Origin of the sequence: Streptomyces sp. NPDC020489, from assembly GCF_044386545.1 — a bacterium.
In the GTDB taxonomy this organism is placed as follows: domain Bacteria; phylum Actinomycetota; class Actinomycetes; order Streptomycetales; family Streptomycetaceae; genus Streptomyces.
Genome location: NZ_JBIRUZ010000005.1, coordinates 81,951 through 105,588, shown reverse-complemented (window position 1 = coordinate 105,588; position 23,638 = coordinate 81,951). Strand labels below are relative to the sequence as shown.

Below are 23,638 nucleotides of genomic sequence, written 5' to 3'. Positions count from 1 at the left end.
CGCATGCGCATCACCGGGTACAGAACCCTGACGACCATTCAGCGATGGGGCAGACCTGTCGGGGACGCGAACGGCGTGTACGTCGACGGCGTCGTGCCCGTGCCGCTCGTCATCGTCGAGACCGATGAGGGGATCACCGGAGTCGGCCTGGGACCGCACGTGGAAGCCGAGGCGATGTTCGCCGCCATCGACGGCCAGGACCCGCGCGCGGTGACCGCCCTCTACGACCGCATGCTGCGGCACACCTTCAAAGCCGGGCATGCCGGCGTGGTGTTCGGCACGATCGGCGCGTTCGACACGGCGTTGTGGGACATCAAGGCACAGGCCGTCGGCGAGCCGCTGTGGCGGTTGCTCGGCGGCAACGACCGTACGGTCCACGCTTACGCCTCCGGCCTGGACATCGGCCTCACCGACGACGAACTCGTCGCCACCTACCAGACCTACGCCGAGCGCGGGCTGAGGGCGGCGAAGCTCAAGGGGGGCCTGGACATCGAGCGTGACCGGCACCGGCTGTCGCTCGTACGCGAGGTATTGACCGAGGCCGCGCACGGGAGCCGCCCAGGGCTCATGCTGGACGCGAACGAGTCCTGGAGCCGCAAGCAGGCCGTACGCCACGTCGGCGAGCTGGAACGCACGCTCGACCTGACCTGGATCGAGGAGCCGGTCCGGCGCTGGGACGCCGACGGCCTGGCCGCTGTCAGCCGTGGTGTACGGACGGCGGTCGCCAGCGGGGAGAACCTCACCGGCCTCGAACAGTTCCGTCCGCTGATCGCGGCGGGAGGCGTCGACATCGTCCAGACGGCCGCCGTCTGGGGAGTCACCCACTTCCTGCGTGTCGCCGCGCTGGCGCACGCCTACGACCTGCCGGTCAGCCCGATCGGCAACACCCCTGTCGCGCTGCTGCACGCCGCGACGTCGGTGCCCAACCACCTGGTCAGCGAACTGCAGGACCTGCAGCCGCCGATCGGCGTCGCGGTGGACCTGCACGTCGAGGACGGCGCCTTCGTGCTCGGCGACATGCCGGGGCTAGGCGTCCGGATCGACGAAAAGGTGATGACCGCGGCCCGTCAGCGAACGGCACACGTACCCGACGGACCGCACATACGGCCGGAGCAGGCCGGTCGGCGGCTGCTCGCGGTCACCCCCGGGCCGTGCCGATCCACCGCGGAAGGGACGTTCGGCACCATGGAGATGGAGGATCGATGAAGGTTGTCCACCGCGGGGCCCGCACCCTGAGGATCGAGAGGCCGGTCACCGAGGCGCCGGCCCTGGCGAAGGGGTGGGGCGGGCGCGGCGCCAACACCCTCGCAAGGGGCTGCGTCGCCACACACGACCCTGAGGCGTCACGCGCGGACCCCCAGCGGAACCAGGCGATCCTCGGCAGGATCCCGGCCGGTGGCCGCAGACGCGCCGACGATCTCGCCGGGGCCGCGGTGTTCCTCGCCTTCCCGGCGTCGAACCATGGCAGAGGCCCTGTTCGTCCCGTCGACCGCGGACGGCCGGGGCCATGACGGGCCGCCAGGCATTACCGGCCGGCCGCGCCCGAGTCGGCCCTGCGTGCGAAGCCGCGGGACGCGACGTGCGCGGCCCTTGGGACGGCCTTGCCCGGGGCAACGTGTACGGGCTCGTGATGCGCGCCGGCCCAGCCGACGAGCGGAGCCTGGTCGTCGCCGCGCAGGCCGGCGATCCCCGAGCGCTCGACGACCTGGCCGCGACGTACCTGCCGCTGGTGTACGCGATCGTGCGCAGGGCACTGGGTGAGCTCGCGGACGTCGACGACGTCGTGCAGGAGACGATGCTGCGGGCACTTCCCGAACTGCGTACGCTGCGCGCCCCGGAGTGCATCCGGCCCTGGCTGGCCACGATCGCGACACGACAGATCAGCAACCATCTGCACCGGCGGCAGGCGGACGCCGAACGGACGGCCCCCCTCGACGAGATGACCGACCCGCCGGACGCCGACGCCGACGCCGAGAACCTGGCCCTCATCCACGTCGAGCTGTCCGGTCATCGCCGAAAGACCGTACGCGCCAGTCGATGGCTCGCCCCCGACGCCCGGGCGCTGCTGTCGCTGTGGTGGCTGGAGGCCGCGGGCCGGCTGACGAGGCCGGAGCTCGCGGCGGCGCTGGGAACGAGCGTGGCTCACGCGGCCGTGCGCGTCCAGCGGATGCGCAACCAGCTGGATGCGAGCCGGTCACTCGTCGCCGCGCTGGAAGCCAGCCCCCGGTGCCCCGAGCTGACCGCCGCGCTGGGGGGCTGGGACGGCCTGCCGAGCACGCTGTGGCGCAAGCGCATCACCCGGCACACCCGATCCTGTGCCGACTGCGGCCTGGCCGCCGGCGAACTGGTGCCCCTTGAGCGGCTGATCGTCGCCCTGGCGCTGCTCCCGGTCCCGTCGGCGCGGTCGGCCACGGTGCTAACCAAACCCGCGGTCGCCGCGGCGACCGAGAATTCCGTCATGACGGGAGTCGCCTCGCCCGAGGCCGGCTCGGGGATTTCGGCACGACGACGACTCCGACTTTTCAAGCCGGCCGCCGATAACGAAAACTGCCGAGATCTGCACGCGTCCGTCACTTCAATTCGCCGCATGAAAACGTTATGAGAGGTGGCCGTCAATAGTCCCGCTTCTCTGCTTGGTTGCTCGTCGGTTCAGGTCCATATATATCGATGACTCCCTCTTGAATGGACCATGGCAATCTGTCAATCTTCTAGTCGGCGAGGCATGACGTTCCCCATTCATGACCTGTGAAAGGGGAAGCCACAAGCGATCGTCAGCCATAGGCCGGGCCGACGGCATGAGCGTGCGCGGCCACACACCACCGCGCTGGCACGCCCAGCAGCCCGGCCGGGCGCGTGGCCTGTCCGGCGGCGACCACATCTCCCGCCGCGGCGGACGGGGCTGCTCACCCGGACCGACTCCACGAGGCAGGGGAGTAAGGCTTCCCAGGCGCCACAGCAGCGGCATGACGCTGACATGCTCGCCGCGAGCGATCTGGGAGGGGGCCGGCGCGGTGAGGGCAAGCTCCGCGCCGGCTCGGCCGCCTGCCGCCAGGCGGCCGACCGCAACAGCTGCAACAGCTCCCGCACAGCGCAGACGTGACCAACCGCCACAGGGAAGGCACGACCATGCCCCACACCCATCGCAGGCGCCACCTCGCCCGGGCGCTCGCCTGCGTCCTCACCGCTCTCAGCGCGCTCGCGGTCGGCGAGCAGCAGAGCGCCTCACCTGCTGCCGCCGACACATCCCAGTTCCGCGGCGTCAACTGGGCCCGACTCGGTGACAACTTCCACAATGGACCGCTGGTCCTGCACGGGTTGAGCGGCTCCGACAGCTACCAGACGGTCGTGGCGAAAGCGAACGCCGTCTACACCGGTTTCGAGAACAACCTCGGCGCCAACACCGTCCGGCTCCCGATCAACACCTACACCGTCGGGACGAGTTGGTGGAACGCGTACACGGGCGCGATAGACGCGGCCACCGCGAAGGGATTCAAGGTCGTCCTCTCCTACTGGGACGACGGGGTGGCAGCCCGCGACGGCCGCATCGTCAACCCCGGTGCCTTCGACGCCATGTGGAACACCGTGCTCGCCCGGTACGGCACCAACAACCTCGTCCACTTCGAGCCGATGAACGAACCCGCGGGACACAGCGCCGCCGAGTGGGCGAACGTGGTGAGCAACTGGATCAGCAGCCGCCCGTCGATTCCGCGGAACCGCGTCTTCGTCAGCGGAGCCGGCCTGAACACCGACATCAAGTCCATGTGCGCCGAACGCCGCCTTGACGGGACACTCCTGTCGCTGCACCACTACACGTTCTTCAGCGGCGCGAAGACCTACGACCAGTGGGTGACCTACCTGCGGAACGCGATCGGCTCCTGCGCCGATCGCACCGTCATCGACGAGTTCGGCGCGCCGATGGACACCGGGCTCAACTACCACGACACCGGCAGCACCGACAACTTCGTCCGCTACTTCCGGGCCACCACCACGGTGCTCCGGGAACTGCGGATGGGCTCCGTCTACTGGCCCGGGCTGGGCGGGAAGATACGCGCCGGCCAGAGCGACGACTGGTACGCCATGCAGAAACTGCACGGCACCGGCACCGACCTCACGCTCAGCACCCCCAGCGCCAGCGGCCGTGAACGCCTCCGCCACGGCTGGGGCTTGGACGGCGACGTCCCGGCCCCCGCCGGCCCGCTGCGCAACGTCGGCACCGGGCACTGTCTGGACATCCCCGGCGGGACCACGGCGAACATCCAGGTCCAGGTGTCCCCCTGCGCCGACGCGGCCGGCCAGCAGTGGACCTTGACGCCCGGCGGGCAGATCACGGCACTGGGGGGCCAGAAGTGCCTGGACGCGTACAACGGCGGGACGACGAACGGCACCGTGGTCGGTACGTGGGCGTGCAACGGTGGCGACAACCAGCGGTGGACGGTGGGCACCGACGGCACCATCCGCAGCCTTCGCTCCGGCCTCTGCCTCGACGTGAACACCGCCACCTTCAAGACGCAGCTGTGGGCGTGCTGGGGCGGCGACAACCAGAGGTGGCAGATCCAGAACACTGACGCGCGGCACGACGCCCGGCTCGGCGGGCACGGCGGACGGTGACCTCCGGCGGCGGCCTAGCCGATGGCAACGGCCTGCGGCTCGGTCGCCGCCTTTTTCACCGGCGGTCTGTCCTCACCCAAGTCAGCGACCTGTTCCAGTCCGTGAAGGGAGAACGACATGTCCGAGGTGACACGCAGACGGTTTCTCGCCACCGGGGCGGCGGCTGGAGCAGGGATCGTGCCGGGTGGGTGGACCGCCGCGGCCAGCGTCGGCTCGGCCGCGCCACCGGAGGTCCGGGCCGCGAACGACCTGGCTCTGTGGTACGACAGGCCGGCCGGCACGGACTGGCTGCGGGCGCTGCCGATCGGCAACGGGCGCCTCGGGGCGATGGTGTTCGGCAACGTCGACACCGAACGGCTGCAACTCAACGAGGACACCGTCTGGGCCGGCGGTCCGTACGACTCCGCCAACCCCCGCGGGGCGGCCAACATCGCGGAGATCCGACGGCGGGTCTTCGCCGATCAGTGGGGGCCGGCTCAGGACCTGATCAATCAGACGATGCTGGGCAGCCCGGCCGGACAGCTGGCCTACCAGCCGGTCGGAAACCTTCTGCTCTCCTTCGGCAGCGCTACCGGTGCGTCGCAGTACAACCGGACGCTCGACCTCACGACCGCCACGGCCACCACGACCTACGTGCTGAACGGCGTGCGGTACCAGCGTGAGGTGTTCGCCAGTGCACCGGACCAGGTGATCGTGGTCCGGCTGACGGCCGACCGGGCCAACTCCATCACCTTCAGCGCCACCTTCGACAGTCCGCAACGCACCACGGTGTCCAGCCCGGACGGTGCCACGATCGCCCTCGACGGCACCTCCGGCACCATGGAGGGCATCGCCGGACGGGTCCGCTTCCTCGCCCTGGCCAACGCCACCGTGACGGGCGGCACGCTCAGCAGCTCGGGCGGCACGCTGCGGGTCACCGGCGCCACCAGCGTGACGGTGCTGGTGTCGATCGGCTCCAGCTACGTCACCTTCCAGAACGTCGGAGGCGACTACCAGGGCATCGCGCGCAGCCGCCTCACCGCTGCCCGCAACGTCGGCATCGACGGATTACGCGGTCGCCACCTCACCGACTACCAGGCGCTGTTCAACCGGGTGTCGATCGATCTGGGACGTACGACGGCGGCCGACCAGCCGACCGACGTACGGATCGCACAGCACGCGCAGGCCAACGACCCACAGTTCTCTACCCTGTTGTTCCAGTTCGGCCGGTATCTGCTCATCTCGTCCTCGCGACCGGGCACCCAGCCGGCCAACCTCCAGGGCATCTGGAACGACCAGATGGCTCCGTCCTGGGACTCGAAGTTCACCATCAACGCCAACCTGCCGATGAACTACTGGCCCGCCGACACGACGAACCTGTCCGAATGCTTCCAGCCGGTCTTCGACATGATCGACGACCTGACCGTGACCGGCGCCCGGGTGGCCCAGGCACAGTACGGTGCCGGCGGCTGGGTGACGCACCACAACACCGACGCGTGGCGGGGCGCCTCAGTCGTCGACGGAGCGCAGTGGGGGATGTGGCAGACCGGCGGCGCGTGGCTGGCCACCCTGATCTGGGACCACTACCTGTTCACCGGGGACATCGACTTCCTGCGCTCGAACTATCCGGCCCTGAAGGGCGCCGCGCAGTTCTTCCTCGACACCCTGGTCACCCACCCGACGCTCGGCCACCTGGTCACCAACCCGTCGAACTCCCCGGAGCTCCCTCACCACACGAACGCCACCGTCTGCGCGGGCCCCACCATGGACAACCAGATCCTGCGCGACCTTTTCAACGGCGTCGCCCGTGCCGGCGAACTCCTTGGCGTGGACGCCGCCTTCCGCGCTCAGGCGGTCGCGGCCCGGGACCGGCTGGCGCCGACGCGGGTCGGTTCCAGAGGCAATGTGCAGGAGTGGCTGGCCGACTGGGTAGAGACCGAGCGGACTCACCGGCACGTCTCCCACCTGTACGGGCTGCATCCGAGCAACCAGATCACCAAGCGCGGGACGCCTCAGCTGTACGAGGCCGCGCGGCGGACGCTGGAGCTGCGCGGCGACGACGGGACGGGATGGTCGCTCGCCTGGAAGATCAACTTCTGGGCTCGGTTGGAGGACGGCGCCCGGGCCCACAAGCTGCTCCGGGACCTGGTGCGGACGGACCGGCTCGCGCCCAACATGTTCGACCTGCACCCACCGTTCCAGATCGACGGCAACTTCGGTGCCACCTCGGGCATCGCGGAGATGCTGTTGCAGAGCCACAACGGCGAACTGCACGTACTGCCGGCGCTGCCGGTCGCCTGGCCCGCCGGACGCGTGCGCGGACTGCGTGGCCGCGGTGGATACACCGTCGGCGCCGAGTGGAGCAGCGGCCGGACCGAGTTCGTCGTCAGACCCGACCGGACCGGCGCCGTCCGGGTGCGCAGCCGGATCCTCGCCGGCGACTTCACCCTGAAGGACGATGCGAGCGGCGAGCCGGTCCAGCCGAAGCGGCTCGAGGCCGATCTCATCGAGTTCACCGGCCAGGCCGGGAACACCTACCGCGCGACCGCACTCAGCTCGGGGCCGGTGGAGACCGGCGTGGCCTATCGGCTGGTGGCCCAGCACAGTGGCAAGGCCGCCGACATCAACGGTGCGTCCACGGACGCCGGTGCGCGGCTGATCCAGTGGCAGATCACCGCCGGGCTCAACCAGCACTTCGAGTTCCTGCCCTCCGACGGCGGGCACTACAAGATCCGGGTCCGGCACAGTGGCCTGGTCCTGCACGTCGCCAGTAGCAGCGGCGGCGCCGACGTCACCCAGCAACCGGATACCAACGTCGCAGGCCAGCAGTGGCGGATGGTCGATCACGGCGGTGGCGTGATCAGTCTGGTCAACCGACAGAGCGGCCTCGCTCTGGACGTCTGGGAGGCCTCCACCGCCGACGGCGCTCGCATCTGCCAGTGGGCAGTCACCGGCAGCACCAACCAGCGATTCCAAGCCCAGCGCATCTAGGCGGTTCGGTTCGAATGAGCGGGCGGACCAGATGAGGATGTCTGCGATGCGGAGGCCGAGCGGATGGATGCTGGCGGTCTCCGCATCCGCCGGGACGGGGAGCACTGCCCGGATGCCGCAGGGAGTGTCAGGAGTCACTGGTGGTCGGACAAGCCTTGCCGTCGAGAGAGAACGAGCCTGCGGCGCTCCCGGTCGATCTCAGTGACGACGACCGTGACCTCGTCGCCGGTCTGGACGACGTCTGACGGACTTTCCACGGGCGTCGACGTGAGGTCTCGCAGATGGACCAGTCCCTCGATCCCGTCGGTGACCTGGACGAAGGCGCCGAAGGGGACCAGCTTGGTGACTCGCCCGGAGAGTTTCTGCCCCACCGCAGTGCGGTCGGCGAATGACTGGAAGGGGTCTGGCTGCGTCGCCCGCAAGGACAGTCTCGCCTCCAGGTTCCATGTGTCGAACTGAAGGAACTCCGCTGAGACGCGCTGTCCGACCTGCACGACGTCGAAGGCTGCTTCGATGCGCCGCCAGGACAGCTCGGGGATCGTGATGAACCCGACACCGGGGAAGACCGGGTGGTCCGGGCCCTCGTCCAGCGCCACGAACACGCCGAACCGCTCGATCGCGGTGACGGTGCCGGAAAGGATCTCGCCGCAGTGCAATGACTCCAAGAACGCCCAGAGTTCTGGGTTCTCACGCGCCCCGCCCATCATGTTCCCCAGCCTTTCACGAGGAGTGGCGAACTCGACGGGAAGGGCGGTGACGCTGCGGTCTGGAGAGGGCGCCCGCCCCCGCGATTACCTTTATCGCTGGGGCGGGCGCCGGGGGGCCAAGAAGCTGAGGCCGGTCGCCCGGTTCAGAAGGCGTGTGTCATCAGCTCCGCGAACAGGGCGTGCTCGTCGACCTCGAGGCCTCGCGAGCGGAACCAGCCGCAGATGTTGGCGCAGTCGCGCTGGAGGAAGGTCATCCCGTTGAGGTTGCCGACCAGGTCGACGATCTGCGGCAGGTCGATGATGACCAACCGCTCGCCCGCCGCCAGGATGTTGTACGCCGAGAGGTCGCCGTGCACGACGCCGTTCTGCACCATGGTGGCGAGGGCGTCGGTGAGTTGCTGGAAGTAGGCTGCCAGCAGGTCGGGTGAGGGCCGCGTCTGGGCGAGCCGGGGTGCGGTCTCGGTGGCACCGTCCTCGTTGACGACGGTGATCCACTCCATCAGGATCTCGGTGCCGTCGATCTGGACGGGGTAGGGGACCGGCAGCCCGAGGTTCCAGAGCCGCACCAGTGCGCCCCACTCGGACACCGCCCACTCACCGGCCGCGACCTGCCGGCCGAAGGTGCTCTTGCGCTTGACGGCTCGCTCGTCACGTGAGCGCTTCATCGAGCGGCCCTCGGTGTAGGACGCGGAGCGGTGGAAGTTCCGGTGCTCGGGAGAGCGGTACCGCTTCGCCGCCATGACCACGGCGGCGTCGGGGTCGAGCAGGTCGGCGCGCTCGATGAGGTGGACGTCGGCCTCCTTGCCCGTCTTGAGGACGCCGAGCTCGGTGTCGATCGCGCCCTGCGAGGTCACGACCCAGTCCGGAAGCGGCTCGGGGCCTCGGCAGAGGGGTTCGACGCTGAGCCAGGTCGACCAGCGCTGACCGTCCTCGAGGTCGTCGTAGTAACGGAAGTCGAAGACGAACCGTTCGTCGATGTCGCTCAGGTCCTGCCGCGGCGGGACATAGCGGGACGCGTCGGTGCTGAGGGTGTCAGGAAATGCCGGGTGCTGAGGGTACTGCGAGAGATCGTCGTGAGACATCGCTGGAGGTGCTCCATGAGGCGAGAGAGGGGCGGTCTGCGGACAGGCCGACGACAGTCGTGGTCACAGTCGTGCCTCCTCTCGTGGAGCACCGGGCAGCTCCCGGTGTCTCGCCCATGGTGAGGGGCGGACACCGGGCGGGGCAACCGATTAATCGCGGCCGGCGTCGACGGCGGCGACAGCCGCGGCCGCGTCCCTGCGTGACCCGCCGACCGCTCCGGCGCATCGGCACCGGGATCCTGCTCAGGCGGGCTGGAACGGCAGATCCCCGGTACCCCGCCCGACCTCAGGGCCGCGAGGCAGGAGTCCTAGGCGATGGGGAAGTCGAAGTAGGTGTCTGGATAGGGCTCGTCGTCGAGCGTGTAGTGCCACCACTCGCGCTCGTACGCGCTGAAACCGCAGGTCTCCATCAGGGATCGCAGGTGCTGACGGTTCCGCGCTTCAGCGGGTGTGATTCCTTGTGCGCCGTGGTGCGATATGGAATCCATCAGGTCATGGTGGCCGCCCATGGGCAGGAGTTCACCTGTGGTGAGGTCATAGAGCGTGAGGTCGAGGGTGCTGCCTCGGCTGTGGCCCGACCGGGCGGCCACGTATCCCTTGTCGAACATCTCGGCTCTGCCGATACGGGGATAGTGCCGTGACTTGGTCCGGCCGTCCTCCGGCTGTCGCGACCAGCGCAGAAAGCAGTCGACGGCGTGCTGCGGGCGATAGCCGTCCCAGAGCAGCAGGCCGAATCCCAGCGCTTCGGCCTTCTCCCGTGCCCGCTCCAGGGCCGCACACAGTGCCCTCGTACCGACGACCCGGTTGGCCAGATAGCCGTCGACCGGTTTCCCGGTGAAGTTGTCCCACGTGGCGTACTTGGCATCCCAGCGTATTCCGGGGGCCACCTCGTCCACGAAGACGAAGTCGTCCAGCAACGGCTTCATCGGATCTTCCCTGTCAGGGCGAGGGACACCGTCCGGTCGATCACCTCGGAAAGAGGAAGTCCCGCGGCGGCCATCATCCTCGGATATCGGCTGTACGAGGTCATGCCGGGCAGGGTGTTGACCTCGTTGAGGACGACTTGTCCGTCCTCCTTGAGGAACATGTCCACCCGTGAGAGTCCGCGGCATCCCAGGGCGCGGTACACGGCCTTGGCCGTCTCTTGCACGAGCAGCCGTGACTCTTCTGGAATGTCGGCGGGAACGACGGCTGTGGAGTTCTCGGAACCGGTCTCGGGGGACGCCTCCTGGTGGATCCTGAAGAAACCGTGGGAGAGGGAGATCCGGTCCACCTCGCCCGCGAACAGATCCGTCTCGTTCCCGAGGATGGCGCAGCCGATCTCACTGCCGACGACAGCCGCTTCGATCAGCACCTTCGAGTCGTAGTGCCGTGCCGTTTCGACCGCGCCCGGCAGTTCCTCTGCCCGGGACACCTTGGTGACGCCGAAGGACGATCCCGAACGGGCCGGCTTCACGAACACCGGATAGGTGAACTGGGCGGTATCGATGGTGTCGTCCGCCATCAGGGTCCAGAAGTCCGGCGTGGCGATTCCCGCGCTTCGGGCCATGACGTAGGTCAGGGACTTGTCCATGCACAGAGCGGAACTCTGGATGTCGCAGCCGACGTAGGGGATGCCGGAGAGTTCCAGCAGCCCTTGGACCGCGCCGTCCTCGCCGAGGGTGCCGTGCAGCACGGGCAGCACGACGTCCAGACGGATCGTTCCGTAGCGCCCCTCTGCCAGGGTGAGCAGTCCGTGCACGTTGCTGTCCGGCGACAGTACGACGGGAGGGCAGCTGTCGGTCTCCCACTCGGTGTCGGGCCCGTCGCAGAGCTTCCAGATGCCGCTCTTGGTGATCCCGACGTAGAACGGTTCATACTTCTCGAGATCGAGGTTCCGGGCCACCTCGCGCGCCGACTTGACGGAGACGGGGTGCTCCTCGGAACGGCCACCGAATATGATGCCGACCTTGAGCCTAGCCATGCTGATTCCTGCTTTCGAATGTCAGGCAATTGGTGAGGGAGTTCTTCACGATGTCGTGCAGGGCGCGGTCGGTGTAGTAGGCGGTGTGCGGACTGATGAACGCGTTCGCCAACTCCTGTAGCCGCACCAGTGTTTTGCTTTCTACAGGTTTGTCTCGGCAGTCGGCGTAGAAGATGCCTTCCTCGCCTTCGATGACATCCAGTGCCGCACCGCCCAGCCTGCCGCTTTCCAGTTCCTGCACGAGGGCCTCGGTGTCGATGAGCGCACCACGCCCGGTGTTGACGATGAGCGCGCCGTTCTTCATCTGCGCCAGGCGTCGTCGATTCAGCAGATGGTGCGTGTCCGCGGTGAGGGGCGTGTGCAGCGTGACCAGGTCGCTCCGCCGCAGCAATTCATCGAGTGGAACGTGCTCGACAGCGCTCCCGGGACGCTCGACGGGACGGTTGTCATGGGCGAGGATGCGGCAGCCGAAACCCCGTAGCCGGGTCATGACCGCTGCGCCGATACGACCTGCGCCGATCACCCCGACGGTCAGATCGCGCAGCTCTTTCCCGCGCACGTCGCTCAGCCGGTAATCGTGCAGGTCCGTGCGACGGACGATGGCTTTCGCATCCCGTGCCGCCATCAGCATGAGCATCAGCGTGTAGTCGGCCACGCTGTCCGGCGAGTAGGAGACGTTCTCGACCGTGATGCCGACGCTGTCCGCGTATTCCACGTCGATGTGGTCGTAGCCGATGCTCCGCGTGGAGATGTACAGCACGCCGGTTCGACGGAGTTCACGCAGAGTGGCATGGGTGAGGGGCGTCTTGTGGCCGACGCTGATGCACCGACTGCCGGAGGCCAGTGCGGTATTGGCCTCCGACACCGGTGCGTCGGTGATGGCCGGCAGTACACCGAGGCCGGGTGCCAGTTCGCGGAACAGAACGGCTTCGTCCGGGCCGCACCCGTACATGGTGATGCGGGTCGTTTCGCTGTGGGTCATGCCGTCAGTCAAGGGGGCGTGCTGTTGCCGGAACGTATGTGCTTTTCGATATGCCGGCGATACGTCTCACTGTCTTGACTGGAAACATGACTTACCCACGAGGCATGACTTTCCCACCAGCCATGACTTGCCCATCATGCATGACGTTCAGGGAATCGCGGTGATCCCGCTCAGCCTCGGCGAGATCGCCGATGTCGTCGGGGGAAAGGTCGAGGGCGACAGCTCCGTGACGGTGACCGCGCCGGCCGTGCTCGACAGCCGGCAGGCCGAGCCGGGTGGCCTCTTCGTCGCCTTCACCGGCGAGCGCACCGACGGCCATGACTACGCGGAACAGGCGGGGCGGGCCGGCGCGGTGGCCGTGCTCGGCTGTCGGGCCACGCCGCTGCCCACCGTCGTCGTCCAGGACGCCCGGGCCGCGCTGCAGACGCTCGCCGCCCAGGTCGTGGCCCGGCTGCGCGACGGACTGACCGTCTTCGCGGTGACCGGATCCCAGGGCAAGACCGGCACCAAGGACCTGCTGGCGGCCGCCCTTTCGGCCGCCGGGCCCACGGTTGCCACGGTCGGCTCGCTGAACAACGAACTCGGCGTGCCGCTCACGATGTTGCGCGCCCAGGCGGCAACCCGGTTCCTGGTCCTGGAGATGGGAGCCCGCCATGTCGGCGACATCGCCGCGCTCACCGGTCTGGTCGCGCCCGACATCGCCGTCGTTCTCAACGTCGGCGTGGCCCACCTCGGTGAGTTCGGGTCGCGAGCCGCCATCGCCAGGACCAAGGGCGAACTGGTGCAGGGCCTCGCGCCCGGCGGCACCGCTGTCCTGAACGCCGACGACCCCCGGGTGGTCGCCATGCGCGCGCTCACCGACCGTCCGGTGTCGACCTTCGGCCGGGCGGTCCACGCCGACGTACGGGTACTCGACGTGGCCCTCGATCGGCTCGGTCGGCCGTCCTGCACGCTGCGCACCGTCGCTGCCTCGGCTCACCTCACCCTGCCGCTCGTCGGCGCCCACCAGGCGCTCAACGCTTCGGCTGCCGCGGCGGCAGCACTGGCGGCCGGGGTGCCCCTCGACCGGGCCACGGCGGCGCTGGCCACCGCCTCGCTGTCGCCGTGGCGGATGGAGCCGCGCGACCTCGCCTGCGGCGCGGTGCTGCTGAACGACTCCTACAACGCCAACCCCGACTCCACCCGCGCCGCCTTGGACGCGCTGGCGGCCGTCGAGGGCGGGCGCCGCATCGCCGTACTCGGCGAAATGCTCGAACTCGGCGAGGACAGCGCGGCCGAGCACCACGCCGTCGGGGCGTACGCCGCCGCCCGGGCCGACCTGGTGGTCGCCGTCGGGGAGGCTGCCCGGCCGATCGCCGACGGCGCGGGAGAGGGCGCGATGGTCCTCGCCGACAACGCCACGGCCGTCGACTGGCTGCGTGGCCATCTCACCCGCGACGACGTGGTCCTGGTCAAGGCGTCCCGCGGGGCCCGCCTCGACGAAGTCGCCGCCGCTCTGGCCTAGTTCAGCGCCCGCGCCGGCTCATGTAGAGGGTGAAGGCCCGGTAGACCATCGGCCGCAGCGGCAGGTCCCACTCGCCGACGTACCGCACGGCCCGGCCGCCGGTGCCGACTTTGAACCGGACCAGGCCGACGTGCGGGTCGTCGGCGTCGAGGGTGGGGGTGATGCCGCGCAGGTCGTAGACGTCGCACTGGGCCGCGAGGGCGTCGCGGATCATCGCCCACTGGCAGGCGTTGGAGCCGCGCACCTCGCGCTTGTGAGTGGCGGAGGCGCCGTAGGCGTAGACCGCGTGGGTTCCGACACGGACCAGGACGGTGGCGGCGACCAAGTCACCCTGGTGGTGGGCCAGATAGAGCTTGATCCGCTCAGGGTCCTCGGCGTTCAGCGCCGCGAACATGGTGGCGAAGTAGCGCAGCGGCCGGGGTGTGAAGCGGTCGCGCTCGGCGGTGTGGACGTAGAGGTCGTGGAACGCCTTGAGGTCGTGCGCACTCCCGTCGCCGACCGTGACCTCGACGCCTTCCTTCGCCGCCCTCTTGATGTTGCGGCGCCACTGCTGACTCATGCCCCTGAGCAGTTCGTCCTCGGTCCTGCCTGTCAGCGGGACCTCGTACTTGAACTGAGGATGCCCGACCCCGAACCCGTCCTGTGGGCTCTGCGGCAGCCAGCCCGCGTCCGCGAGGCCGCTGCTCACTCGGGCGCCGACTGGGTCAACTCCCTGTCCCGGTAGGTCGGTCAGCCGCCGGATGCCCGCATTCGCGATGCCCTCCTTGACCTGGGCGGCGCTCCACGTGTCCGTGACGACCGGCGGGCCGAGGCGGATCGCGAACGCGCCGTGCGCCTTGAGGTACGCCGCCAACGGGTCCAGCCACGCACCGATGTCGCCACTCCAGTCGATGACCGGGCCCTCGGGCAGATACGCGAGAGTGAAGCGGTCGAGCCGCGGCACCGGGCGGTACAGGACGAGCCCCGCACCGATCAGGCGCCCGCCGTCGAACCAACCGAGGGACTCGCTGCGCCACTCGGTCTTGACGCGGCCCCACGCCGGGGTCTGCAGAAAGCTGACCGACCGCTGGGCCTGCGTGAACGCCCCATGCTCGGCGGCGCTGATCGGCCTGACGACCGGATTCCGGGCTGCTGCTCGTACTGGTTCGCGGTAGGGCATGCCGCCAGTCAACGCAGGCAGGTGTTGCCCGGGCGTATGCAGTTCTCGATACGCCGACGATATGTCACCACCGGGCGGGGTGCGTGGCGTTGCCCCCATCGCGGCCGCCATCGGCGGCTGGGCGCCGTCGGTGTCCGGCACCAGCCACGCACTCTCCGGCTCCCCAGAAGGGCCCGCGCGGCCCGCACCCGTGCACAGGGGGTTTGTTTTCAGCCATGTCCCTGTAACGTCCCTGCACGGAAAGGTACTTCCGTACCGGGGCATGTACCTGACATCTTGCATCCACCACTTGATTCGTACGACCTGGCCCGTGCCATAAGCGCGGCTGGGCCGTCTTCGGAGGACGCATTGATACCCCACAGATCCAGCCGACCGAGACGCACACTGGTGCTGGCGGCCACCCTCGGTGCCGCCCTCGCGTTCGGCGCCCCGGGCGCCCTCGCGGGCACGCTCCCGGTCGCCCCCTCCACCGCGCCGGCCGCCAAGGCGAAAGCTCCGGCCTCGGTGGCGGCTTCCCAGAGCGCGGACTGGGTGGCCGGCACGCGTGCCTACCTCGTGATCACCGCCCCCGGCGACAGTTCCGCGGTCCGCTCCGCGATCGCCGCGAACGGCGGCACCGTCTTCTCGAGCTTCGACGCCATCGGCGTGATCGTCGCCCACTCGGCGTCCAGCGGGTTCGCCGCCACCATGCGCGGCGTCGCCGGTGTGCAGCAGGTCGGCGCCACGCGTACCTCGGACGTCCCGGCCGACGCCTACAACCCGGCGCTCCCGCCCAATCCGTCCCAGGCCTCGACCCCGACCGGCGAACCGGTCCGGGCCGACATGAGCCAGATCAAGGCCGACCAGGCCTGGGCCGTGAACCCGGGATCCGCCTCGGTCAAGGTCGGCATCCTGGACACCGGTGTGGACGACCAGCACCAGGACCTGGCGCCCAACTTCAACGCGGCCGACTCGGTGTCCTGCGCCTACGGCAAGCCCGACACCCGTGCCGGCGCCTGGCGGGACGTCGACACGCACGGCACCCACGTAGCGGGCACCGTCGCCGCGGCCAAGAACGGCAAGGGCGTCGTCGGCGTGGCCCCCGGGGTGAAGATCTCCGCGGTCCGGGTCGCCGAGCCGGGCAACTCCTTCTTCTTCGCCGAGAACACCATCTGCGGCTTCGTCTGGGCCGGTGACCACGGCTTCAAGGTCACCAACAACAGCTATTACACGGACCCGTGGCAGTTCAACTGCCCGGACAACATCGACCAGGCCGCGATCATCGAGGGCGTCAAACGCGCCCAGGAGTACGCCGAGAGCAAGGGCTCCCTCCAGATCGCCGCCGCGGGCAACGAGAACTACGACCTCGCCCACAAGACGACCGACTCCGCGAGCCCGAACGACTCGACGCCGGTCACCCGCACCATCACCAACGCCTGCCTCGACATCCCGACCGAACTGCCGGGCGTGGTCACGGTCGCGGCCAACGGCACGGGCGTCACCAAGGCCTCGTTCTCCAACTACGGGCAGGGCGTCATCGACGTCGCGGCGCCCGGCAGCAACGTGTACTCCACCGTCCCCGGCGGCGGCTACGGCAGCAAGAGCGGCACCTCCATGGCCACCCCGCACGTGGCCGGTGTAGCAGCGCTCCTCGCCAGCGCCAACCCGGGCATCACCCCGGCGCAACTCCGCGCCAAGCTGGCCGCCCAGGCCAACGACATCGCCTGCCCCTCGGACAGCCGCTGCACGGGCACGACGGCCAACAACTCGTTCTTCGGCGAGGGACAGGTCGACGCCCTCAAGGCCGTCGGGACCACGCCGCCGCCCGGCAAGTACTTCGAGAACCTCGCGGACTTCGCCATCAACGACAACGCGACCGTGGAGAGCCCGATCGCCGTCACCGGCGTGACCGGCAACGCCCCGGCCACCCTCAAGGTGGGGGTCGACATCAAGCACACCTACATCGGTGACCTGAAGATCGACCTGGTGGCTCCGGACGGCAGCGTCTACACGCTGCACAACCACACCGGCGGCAGCGCCGACAACGTCGCCCAGACCTACACCGTGAACGCCTCCTCGGAGGTCGCGAACGGCACCTGGAAGCTGCGCGTCAACGACAACGCCGCCTCCGACACAGGCAAGATCGACGCCTGGAACCTGACCTTCTAGCGCAGGCTCCGGCAACGCCCGCGGGCGACGTGGGGCACATGGGTCCCGGCGGCGATGTACACCGCCGCCGGGGCCACCATGACGGAGGTGCCCAGGACGGCCCGCGCGGCATCGGCTGTGCTGCGGTGTGCGGCGGGACACCGGTCTGCTCGGCACCGATGTCAGTGGTGCGGCTTACGATCCGGGGATGCGAGCTTCGGGAACATTCACAGTGGCCGACTTCACCCCGACTCAGGTGCCCGGCCCGGCGATCGAGACGGCGGTGCCCGTCGGCCTGGCCACCATGAACAAGCAGTACGAAGGCGAGGTCGTCGGGCGCTCCGCCACCCTGTTCACCGCGGCGTTCGACCAGTCCACCGGTACGGGCAGCTATGTCGCGATGGAGTCCTTCGAGGGGGCGCTCCATGACCGGTCGGGTGCCTTCAACTTCGCACACTCCGCGACCACCCTGGGCGAGGGCAGACAGGGCGACTTCTTCATCATCGTTCCGGGCAGCGGAACGGCCGAGTTGGTCGGGATCACCGGGGCCGGAGGCATCGCCGTCGACGAGGACGGCACCCACCGGATCTGGTTCGACTACGACCTCGGACAATAGCCCAGCGACTCAACCCCTCAGCCAGATTCCGGTCGAGGTGACGGCGGAGCCACCTCGACCTCGAGTTCACGGTTGGCTGTGCGGCCGGGCTCTGGACGTGCTCACGGGGGAGGACCGGTGGGCGGCCGGGCGGAGCATCTGTCCGGCGGCGAGTTCGCGGTAGGTGGAGCTGCTGGTGAGCAACTCTTCGTGACGTCCGCAAGCGGTGGCGCGGCCATTGTCCAGTACGACGATCTGGTCCGCGTGCTGGACGGTGGAGAGCCGGTGCGCGATCACCAGGAGGGCGCATTCCTGGGCGATGTCCTTCATCACCGCGGTGAGCGCGGTCTCGTTGATGGCGTCGAGATGGGACGTGGGCTCGTCGAGCAGGAGAAGCCGGGGACGGGCGAGCAGGGCGCGGGCGAGGGCGACGCGCTGGCGCTCGCCTCCCGAGAGGGTGCTGCCGCGTTCGCCGAGCATCCCGGACAGGCCGCCACGCAGTCGGCGTACGACGTCATCGAGTTGGGCGAGTTCGACGGCGCGCCGCACTTCCGCCTCGGTGGCGTCGGGGGCGGCGTAGGTGATGTTGTCGCGCAGGGTGCCGTGGACGACATGGGTGTTCTGGTCGACGACGGCGATGCGTTCGCGGCACTCGGCACGCGTCAACTCGGTGGCGGGTCGGCCGTCGAAGAGGAGGGTGCCCGAGTCCGGTTCGTAGAACCTGGCCACCAGAGCGAAGAGGGTGCTCTTTCCGGCACCCGACCGTCCGACCAGGGCCGTCTGGCACCGGCGCGGCACGGTGAGGGTGACTCCGCGCAGGACGGGCCGGTCAGGGTCGTAGCCGAAGGTGAGATCCCGCAGGGTGAGGGCGGGCTCCTCGTACGAGACGCCCGGCCGGGGGGCACGCTCAGCTGTGCGTGCCCGCGCCGCCGGCCGCTCGGCCGAGGAGCGCTCGACAGGCAGCGCGAGGGCCTGCTCGATGCGCTGGTAGGCGCCCATGCCGCGCTGGATCAGGCCGACCGCGCGGAAGACCGACGACAGGGGCAGCACGAGGTAGGAGGCGTACAGCAGGAAGGCGACGAGGTCGCCGAGGGAGTTGGCGTGGCCGGTGACGCGCAGGCCGCCGATGACCAGGACGAGCAGGAAGGAGCCCTGGACGGCGAGCTCGACGGCCGGACTCATCACCGAGGCGAGTTTCGCCGTCCGTACGCCCGCGTCGTATGCGGACTCGACGCGTGCCCCGATGCGCTCCGCCTCGCGGTCCTCGGCGCGGTGGACCCGCACCATCGGCAGCGCGCCGAGTGCGCGCTCGAGGTCGGCGGCGATCGCACCGACGGAGTTCTGCATGTGTTCGGAAGCCGCCCGGATACCCTTCAGCAGTGACGCCACGACCGCGGCCGCGGTAGCCACGGTCACGGCGACCAGGAGCAGCAGCAGCGGGTCGATCCACAGCATCAGGGCGATGGCCCCGGCGGCGACGAGGGCTCCGGTGACGAGGTCGACGAGGGCCTGGGAGACCACTTCCCTGAGCAGGGTGGTGTCGGCGGTCACCCGGGAGATCAGGTCGCCGCCGCGGTGGCGGTCGTACTCCCTCATCTCCAGCCGCAGCAACCGCGCGACCAGGCCGTGGCGCAGTTGCCGTACGACTCCCTCGCCCATGCGCTCCAGGACGAAGCGGCCGACGGCGCCGGTGCCCGCTTCGGTGAGGAACAGCACGGCGAGCAGGAGCAGCAGGGGCCAGAACGCCCGCCCGTGGCCGCTCGCGTCCACCACCTGCTTGGCGACGAGTGGCTGGGCGAGCCCGAGGGCGGAAGCCACGAGGGTGAGCACGGTGGCCACCGTGACGGCGGCTCGGTGCCCGGAGGTGAGGCGGTACATGCTGGCTACCGCCGCCCGGGTCGAGCGGTCCGGCGACGCCGTCCGGGGGCTCGTCATGGGCGAGGCGGCCGGTTCGTCTCGACGGGCCCCACGGTGAGCAGCCGGGTGAAGTAGCCGTCGGGTACGTCCTCGCCGATGGGCCGGTCCTCCGCCTCGATCCAGGCGTGCGCGTTGAAGGGAGGGACCACGCTCGCCCCGGTGCACCACGTGGGCCAACTGCCCGTCAGCCGGCACAGCAGGGCTGCGCCCAACGAGCGCGGCAGACAGCCTTTCGGCCCGGCGCACAGCAGGCTGACCCCGCACATCGCGTCCCGGGCGTTCTTGGCCTGGGCGGGTGTGGCGGGCGGGGCTCCGCGGCGTACCACGCCGAGGACGGCGCGGATCCGGCGCGGAGGCAGCAGCGACAGCAGGACGGCGACCGGCAGCACGAGACGGGCCGCCAGGCGCCGGGTGAGGGGAACGCCCGTGGGCCGTTCCAGGGCGCTGGGTGTGGTCATGTGGCCAGCCCCGACTTCCGCAGTTCCTGCACGAGCGCGGTGACGTCCTGCTCGGCGCGGGCCCGGTCGATGTCGAACTCCGTGACGAGCGCGTCGACCGCTGCCGCTTCCTCGCCGCCGTCGAGGAGGGTCTGCACCACCAGGGTGCCGGTGGGGTTGAGCTCCCAGTAGTTCCCGCTGCGCTGGTCCAGCAGGACCGTGCCATAGGTGGTCTCCGCGGTGGAGACATCGGGGCCGAACCGCAATGCCATGGTGGGTGACTGCCTTCCGGTAGGGGGCTAGCGGGTACGGGCGGGTGACAGGCCGCGCAGCCATACCTCAGCGGCGATGGTCGAGTAGAGGATGGCGTCGCGCAGTCCGGGGGAGGAGGGCCGCTCGGCGAGGTGACGCAGCGCGTTCCCGTCGACGAGGCCGAGCTGCTCCAGCCGGGAGTCCTCCCACAGCGCCAGCAGGTCGGCGCGGTGGCGACGCAGCCCCTCCGCGGCATCCATGGAGGCGGCGGCCTTGGTGGTGCGCCGAAGGCACGACTCGGGCACGATGCCCCGCATGGCCGCGGTCAGGAGCGGTTTGTACTGCCAGGGCGAGACACGTTCGCTCGGTCGCACGGCGAGGGACGCCTCGATGACGCGGTCGTCCAGGAAGGGTGAGGCCATCGGTACGCCGACGCGGGCGGCCATGCGGTCCCACTGACGGATGATGCGGGTGCAGGAGCGGATCTGCTCCAGGTCGGCGTGCATACCGCGGTCCGGGTGCAACGGCGTGGCCGTCGCGGCCGCCTCGCGCAGTGCCCGTTGTGCCATCCGCTCGGCGTCGGGGGTGATCCAGTCGAAGAGACGTGGGGGCATGCCCCAGCCGAGACTGGTGGTCACGGTGGCGGGGATCGGGTCCCGCAGGTGACCGCTGGAGTCGGCGAGCCACTTCCCGTACGGACGTGAGTCGGCCAGGGTGCGGACCATGTCGCCGAGGGGCCACTGCCACAGGGCCCGGAAGCCGCGAAGTTGCCGCAGTGCGAACGGTGGCCGGGTGCGCAGCAGTCGGTGGTAGTACGCCTCGGAGCACCAGGCCACGTGGTCGCCGCCGATGCCGGTCAGGTGGAGACGGCTGCCCCGCTCGGCCATGCCGGGCAGGTGGTGCAGCACTCGCGAGCGGTCCATCACACCGATGGTCGGTTCGTCCAGCAGGTCGTCGATGCTCAGCAGATCGTCGTACACCAGCGGTGAGGCATCCGCGTCCCACACCACGTGCTCGACGTCCGGCAGGTGCTTCGCCGCTTGCTCGGCCCAGTACAGATCGGTGTCGGCGGGATCGCGCCCGGGCCACGTACTGGCCACCACGCGGGCCGCGGAGCGGTCGGCCAGGAAGCAGATGGAGGTGGAGTCCAGGCCGCCGGAGAGGTCGCAGCTGACCACGCCGCCTTGGCGAGTTCGGGCGTCGACGGCCTCGGTGAGGGCCTCGCGGACCGACGGGGCACCGTCGGTGAGCGTGCGGACCGGCTCCGGTGGGGTCCACCATCGCGAGTGGCGTGCGCTGCGTCCGTCGGCTCCGACGATCAGCGCGTCCTGTGGGGGAACGGCGGTGACCTCACGCCAGAGCGAGGTCTCGAACAGCGGGTAGGGGGCCGGCCACAGCAGTCGTACCGCCAGCTGTTGTGCGTCGGGTTCGGCACCCAGCGCGGCAGCGAGGACGTCGGCGCGGCTGGCGGCCACCTGTACGCCGTCCACGGCAGCGTGGAAGACCAGTCGAAGCCCGGACGCGGTGCCCTGCACCCTGAGTTGCCCGTCGAGGGCGGCGACGAGGTGGAAGCTGCCCGGCAGGGTACGGGCGAGCGCGTCCAGCTCCGCCAGATCACGCAACCGTCCGGTGTGGCGCTCCAGTTCGGCGGCATCGATCGGGCAGCAGCCGAGGACTGCGAGGGAGGCGGAGCCGACGTGCGCGGCGACGATCTCCTGGTCGTCCCAGTGACCTACCAGCCAGGGCCTGCCGGACGGATGCTCGAGGGTTCGGGTGCCGGGGTGGGCGAAGGAGCGGGCCACGGCGGCCGCGTCCTCCCGGTCGGTGAAGACCGTGAAGTGCGCGTCGCCGGGGCCCGTCCCCGCACTTGCGTGCAGTTCAGTCATGACGTCGGGTCAGAAACCGTCGGTCCTCAGTTCTTGCTCAGGATCAGCCGGTCGTTGCCCGAGCTCCGCAGGAGCCCGGTCTTCTTCCGGAACGTCCCGAGCTTGCTGAGCGTCGGCGCTTCGTAAGCCTTCTTCATGACGTCTCCTCAGATGCGGGATTCACGGCCGCGTCCCTGGCCGGCGACGCACCGGTGTCCGATGCGCTGCCGGCCTGCTCAGGGTTCGTCGGGAACCCGGAGCGGAAGCGGGCGCATCACATAGCTAGGTGCAGAACCGGATGGCATGACAAGGGGGTGGAAGAAAAATAGGACAAGATGGAAATTCGCAGGCGGCTGGGCGGTCGCGCCTCCCCACCCCTCTTAGTCAAAAACTGCACAATATCGGAATCGTTCGATTTCAGAGCGGGAGAAACGATCCAACCTGTGCATCGCGGCCGATGGTTGGCCCCTTGCATGGGAAGAGAGGCCGGTAATCGGCCGGAGCCGCCGGGGCGCACTCTGCTCTCGTACTCGCGCTACCCCCTTCGATTTTCTTGCCCGAATGGCTGGGATTCCCCCTGCTCCGCTTGCTCTCTTGCATCACGGCGCATTCGCTGCGACGGGCCGCCGACAGGCGGCCGTCGAAGGTGGTGTCGAGGGACTTCAGTGCGGTATTCCAGTGCATGGTGTAGCGGGCCTGGCCGATACTGGTGGGATCGAGCGACATGACGGCCAGGGCGACACCACCCTGCTTCATCAATCGGGTTACGGGTGGGCTCGGCCACTGCACCCGCCGTCCTCCGGATCCTCTGCGCTACGCTCCGCGCCATGAAGCTGAAGGCTGCGGCCACACTGATCCTCGCCGGCGCGGGCGGCATGGCCATCATCGCGGCAACGGGAGTGTGGGCGCTGTCGGGTGGCCTCTACGGCTGTACCAGGGCTGACGAAGAGCTCGCCCCCACACTGGCGTCCTTGCCCATCCTCGACGCACACCCGAGACAGACACACCCGGTGGACGAGCGGTACTCCGGATGCGACGAGGATGACGGATTCGCCTACGCCGGCCAGTACTACCGACTGACGACGTCCCGGGCCGGCGTGCTGGCCTTTTATCGCGCGGCGGCCGCAGCGGACGGCTGGCGGCTCACGGGCGCCAACCCTTCACCGTCCCCGGCACCCGGCAGCCTGGCCATCGACACGTCGGCGCTCTGCTTGGACAAGCCTGTCGAGGGCACTACCGCCCATCTCGCTGTGTGGTTCCCCGGCGATCTCGGGGACAGCCCCGACACCTACGGCGTGGAAGTCACTGCCAGCCATGACGGCACTGCCTGGTGTTGACCCGGCGTCGCCCCGCTTCACCGACAGCCTTGGCCAGGTCAGCGGCAGCCGCCAAGGCATTCGTGAACACCTTGCAGCCCTCCGCCGACCACGGCGAACCCCCGTCAGCCCGAAGCGCACTGCTGAGCACGGT

General features: G+C 69.5%; 20 protein-coding genes. 8 read left to right on the top strand and 12 right to left on the bottom strand.

Annotated elements, in window-relative coordinates:
* Window positions 1–3 precede the first annotated feature (3 nt).
* From ACH41F_RS14500 to ACH41F_RS14485, 4 genes are all read left to right on the top strand, one after another.
* Entirely contained in the window at window positions 4–1,206 is a 1,203-nt protein-coding gene (locus tag ACH41F_RS14500) for an enolase C-terminal domain-like protein (protein ID WP_391231217.1), read from the top strand.
* Between the two features lie 301 nt (window positions 1,207–1,507).
* A complete protein-coding gene (locus ACH41F_RS14495) occupies window positions 1,508–2,602 on the top strand; it encodes an RNA polymerase sigma factor (protein ID WP_398835533.1) in 1,095 nt (364 codons plus the stop codon).
* Window positions 2,603–3,126: 524 nt separating this feature from the next.
* Window positions 3,127–4,608: an RICIN domain-containing protein gene (locus ACH41F_RS14490; RefSeq protein WP_398835531.1), complete on the top strand. Its 1,482-nt coding sequence runs from the start codon at window positions 3,127–3,129 to the stop codon at window positions 4,606–4,608.
* 117 nt (window positions 4,609–4,725) lie between these two features.
* Entirely contained in the window at window positions 4,726–7,578 is a 2,853-nt protein-coding gene (locus ACH41F_RS14485) for a glycosyl hydrolase family 95 catalytic domain-containing protein (protein WP_398835528.1), read from the top strand.
* 134 nt (window positions 7,579–7,712) lie between these two features.
* Here ACH41F_RS14485 and ACH41F_RS14480 read toward each other — a convergent pair whose 3' ends face one another.
* The 5 genes from ACH41F_RS14480 to ACH41F_RS14460 form a co-directional block, all read right to left on the bottom strand.
* Window positions 7,713–8,243 carry a S1 RNA-binding domain-containing protein gene (locus ACH41F_RS14480; RefSeq protein WP_398835525.1) on the bottom strand — a complete coding sequence of 177 codons (531 nt, stop codon included), beginning with the start codon at window positions 8,241–8,243 and terminating at the stop codon, window positions 7,713–7,715.
* Window positions 8,244–8,428: 185 nt separating this feature from the next.
* Window positions 8,429–9,367: a serine protein kinase RIO gene (locus ACH41F_RS14475; protein WP_398835522.1), complete on the bottom strand. Its 939-nt coding sequence runs from the start codon at window positions 9,365–9,367 to the stop codon at window positions 8,429–8,431.
* Window positions 9,368–9,675: 308 nt separating this feature from the next.
* A complete protein-coding gene (gene vanX, locus ACH41F_RS14470; protein ID WP_398836366.1) occupies window positions 9,676–10,284 on the bottom strand; it encodes a D-Ala-D-Ala dipeptidase VanX in 609 nt (202 codons plus the stop codon).
* Window positions 10,285–10,289: 5 nt separating this feature from the next.
* A complete protein-coding gene (gene vanA-Sc, locus ACH41F_RS14465; RefSeq protein WP_398835519.1) occupies window positions 10,290–11,330 on the bottom strand; it encodes a D-alanine--(R)-lactate ligase VanA-Sc in 1,041 nt (346 codons plus the stop codon).
* The gene (locus tag ACH41F_RS14460) at window positions 11,323–12,312 is read right to left on the bottom strand and encodes an NAD(P)-dependent oxidoreductase (RefSeq protein ID WP_391231225.1); all 990 of its coding nucleotides are present in this window, start codon (window positions 12,310–12,312) and stop codon (window positions 11,323–11,325) included. The genes vanA-Sc and ACH41F_RS14460 overlap by 8 nt, the downstream gene beginning before the upstream one ends.
* Window positions 12,313–12,472: 160 nt before the next feature.
* Here ACH41F_RS14460 and murF point away from each other — a divergent pair, with 160 nt between their 5' ends.
* Entirely contained in the window at window positions 12,473–13,816 is a 1,344-nt protein-coding gene (gene murF / locus ACH41F_RS14455) for a UDP-N-acetylmuramoyl-tripeptide--D-alanyl-D-alanine ligase (RefSeq protein ID WP_398836363.1), read from the top strand.
* 1 nt (window position 13,817) lies between these two features.
* Here the strand turns inward: murF and ACH41F_RS14450 are convergent, their stop codons facing one another.
* On the bottom strand, window positions 13,818–14,975 hold the full coding sequence (locus tag ACH41F_RS14450) for a lipid II:glycine glycyltransferase FemX (protein ID WP_398835516.1): 1,158 nt from the start codon (window positions 14,973–14,975) through the stop codon (window positions 13,818–13,820).
* 387 nt (window positions 14,976–15,362) lie between these two features.
* On the opposite strand from ACH41F_RS14450, the gene ACH41F_RS14445 reads away from it, so the two are divergent.
* Both ACH41F_RS14445 and ACH41F_RS14440 read left to right on the top strand, forming a co-directional pair.
* A complete protein-coding gene (locus ACH41F_RS14445; RefSeq protein ID WP_391231227.1) occupies window positions 15,363–17,123 on the top strand; it encodes a S8 family serine peptidase in 1,761 nt (586 codons plus the stop codon).
* Between the two features lie 187 nt (window positions 17,124–17,310).
* Window positions 17,311–17,718, top strand: a complete 408-nt coding sequence (locus ACH41F_RS14440) for a DUF3224 domain-containing protein (RefSeq protein ID WP_398835513.1) — start codon at window positions 17,311–17,313, stop codon at window positions 17,716–17,718.
* Between the two features lie 66 nt (window positions 17,719–17,784).
* Here the strand turns inward: ACH41F_RS14440 and ACH41F_RS14435 are convergent, their stop codons facing one another.
* The 6 genes from ACH41F_RS14435 to ACH41F_RS14410 form a co-directional block, all read right to left on the bottom strand.
* On the bottom strand, window positions 17,785–19,632 hold the full coding sequence (locus ACH41F_RS14435; protein WP_398835511.1) for an ABC transporter ATP-binding protein: 1,848 nt from the start codon (window positions 19,630–19,632) through the stop codon (window positions 17,785–17,787).
* On the bottom strand, window positions 19,629–20,072 hold the full coding sequence (locus ACH41F_RS14430) for a lasso peptide biosynthesis B2 protein (protein ID WP_391231231.1): 444 nt from the start codon (window positions 20,070–20,072) through the stop codon (window positions 19,629–19,631). Before ACH41F_RS14430 ends, ACH41F_RS14435 begins: the two co-directional genes overlap by 4 nt.
* The gene (locus tag ACH41F_RS14425) at window positions 20,069–20,323 is read right to left on the bottom strand and encodes a lasso peptide biosynthesis PqqD family chaperone (RefSeq protein WP_391231233.1); all 255 of its coding nucleotides are present in this window, start codon (window positions 20,321–20,323) and stop codon (window positions 20,069–20,071) included. The genes ACH41F_RS14430 and ACH41F_RS14425 overlap by 4 nt, the downstream gene beginning before the upstream one ends.
* Window positions 20,324–20,350: 27 nt before the next feature.
* Entirely contained in the window at window positions 20,351–22,189 is a 1,839-nt protein-coding gene (locus tag ACH41F_RS14420; protein ID WP_391231235.1) for a lasso peptide isopeptide bond-forming cyclase, read from the bottom strand.
* 26 nt (window positions 22,190–22,215) lie between these two features.
* Window positions 22,216–22,326, bottom strand: coding sequence for a keywimysin-related RiPP (locus tag ACH41F_RS14415; protein WP_383316586.1), 111 nt, complete (start codon window positions 22,324–22,326; stop codon window positions 22,216–22,218).
* Between the two features lie 259 nt (window positions 22,327–22,585).
* Window positions 22,586–22,894, bottom strand: a complete 309-nt coding sequence (locus tag ACH41F_RS14410) for a hypothetical protein (RefSeq protein ID WP_391231236.1) — start codon at window positions 22,892–22,894, stop codon at window positions 22,586–22,588.
* 101 nt (window positions 22,895–22,995) lie between these two features.
* On the opposite strand from ACH41F_RS14410, the gene ACH41F_RS14405 reads away from it, so the two are divergent.
* Window positions 22,996–23,505 carry a hypothetical protein gene (locus ACH41F_RS14405; RefSeq protein WP_391231237.1) on the top strand — a complete coding sequence of 170 codons (510 nt, stop codon included), beginning with the start codon at window positions 22,996–22,998 and terminating at the stop codon, window positions 23,503–23,505.
* Window positions 23,506–23,638: the final 133 nt, after the last annotated feature.

Excerpts from the sequence above, each read along its gene's own strand:
- ACH41F_RS14440 (WP_398835513.1), top strand. The coding sequence starts at position 17,311 with ATGCGAGCTTCGGGAACATTCACAGTGGCCGACTTCACCCCGACTCAG.
- ACH41F_RS14490 (WP_398835531.1), top strand. The coding sequence starts at position 3,127 with ATGCCCCACACCCATCGCAGGCGCCACCTCGCCCGGGCGCTCGCCTGC.
- ACH41F_RS14415 (WP_383316586.1), bottom strand. The coding sequence starts at position 22,326 with ATGAAGAAGGCTTACGAAGCGCCGACGCTCAGCAAGCTCGGGACGTTC.
- ACH41F_RS14450 (WP_398835516.1), bottom strand. The coding sequence starts at position 14,975 with ATGCCCTACCGCGAACCAGTACGAGCAGCAGCCCGGAATCCGGTCGTC.
- ACH41F_RS14420 (WP_391231235.1), bottom strand. The coding sequence starts at position 22,189 with ATGACTGAACTGCACGCAAGTGCGGGGACGGGCCCCGGCGACGCGCAC.
- ACH41F_RS14405 (WP_391231237.1), top strand. The coding sequence starts at position 22,996 with ATGAAGCTGAAGGCTGCGGCCACACTGATCCTCGCCGGCGCGGGCGGC.
- ACH41F_RS14410 (WP_391231236.1), bottom strand. The coding sequence starts at position 22,894 with ATGTCGCTCGATCCCACCAGTATCGGCCAGGCCCGCTACACCATGCAC.
- vanA-Sc (WP_398835519.1), bottom strand. The coding sequence starts at position 11,330 with ATGGCTAGGCTCAAGGTCGGCATCATATTCGGTGGCCGTTCCGAGGAG.
- ACH41F_RS14475 (WP_398835522.1), bottom strand. The coding sequence starts at position 9,367 with ATGTCTCACGACGATCTCTCGCAGTACCCTCAGCACCCGGCATTTCCT.
- ACH41F_RS14460 (WP_391231225.1), bottom strand. The coding sequence starts at position 12,312 with ATGACCCACAGCGAAACGACCCGCATCACCATGTACGGGTGCGGCCCG.
- ACH41F_RS14435 (WP_398835511.1), bottom strand. The coding sequence starts at position 19,632 with ATGACGAGCCCCCGGACGGCGTCGCCGGACCGCTCGACCCGGGCGGCG.
- ACH41F_RS14430 (WP_391231231.1), bottom strand. The coding sequence starts at position 20,072 with ATGACCACACCCAGCGCCCTGGAACGGCCCACGGGCGTTCCCCTCACC.
- ACH41F_RS14495 (WP_398835533.1), top strand. The coding sequence starts at position 1,508 with ATGACGGGCCGCCAGGCATTACCGGCCGGCCGCGCCCGAGTCGGCCCT.
- ACH41F_RS14500 (WP_391231217.1), top strand. The coding sequence starts at position 4 with ATGCGCATCACCGGGTACAGAACCCTGACGACCATTCAGCGATGGGGC.
- ACH41F_RS14425 (WP_391231233.1), bottom strand. The coding sequence starts at position 20,323 with ATGGCATTGCGGTTCGGCCCCGATGTCTCCACCGCGGAGACCACCTAT.
- ACH41F_RS14485 (WP_398835528.1), top strand. The coding sequence starts at position 4,726 with ATGTCCGAGGTGACACGCAGACGGTTTCTCGCCACCGGGGCGGCGGCT.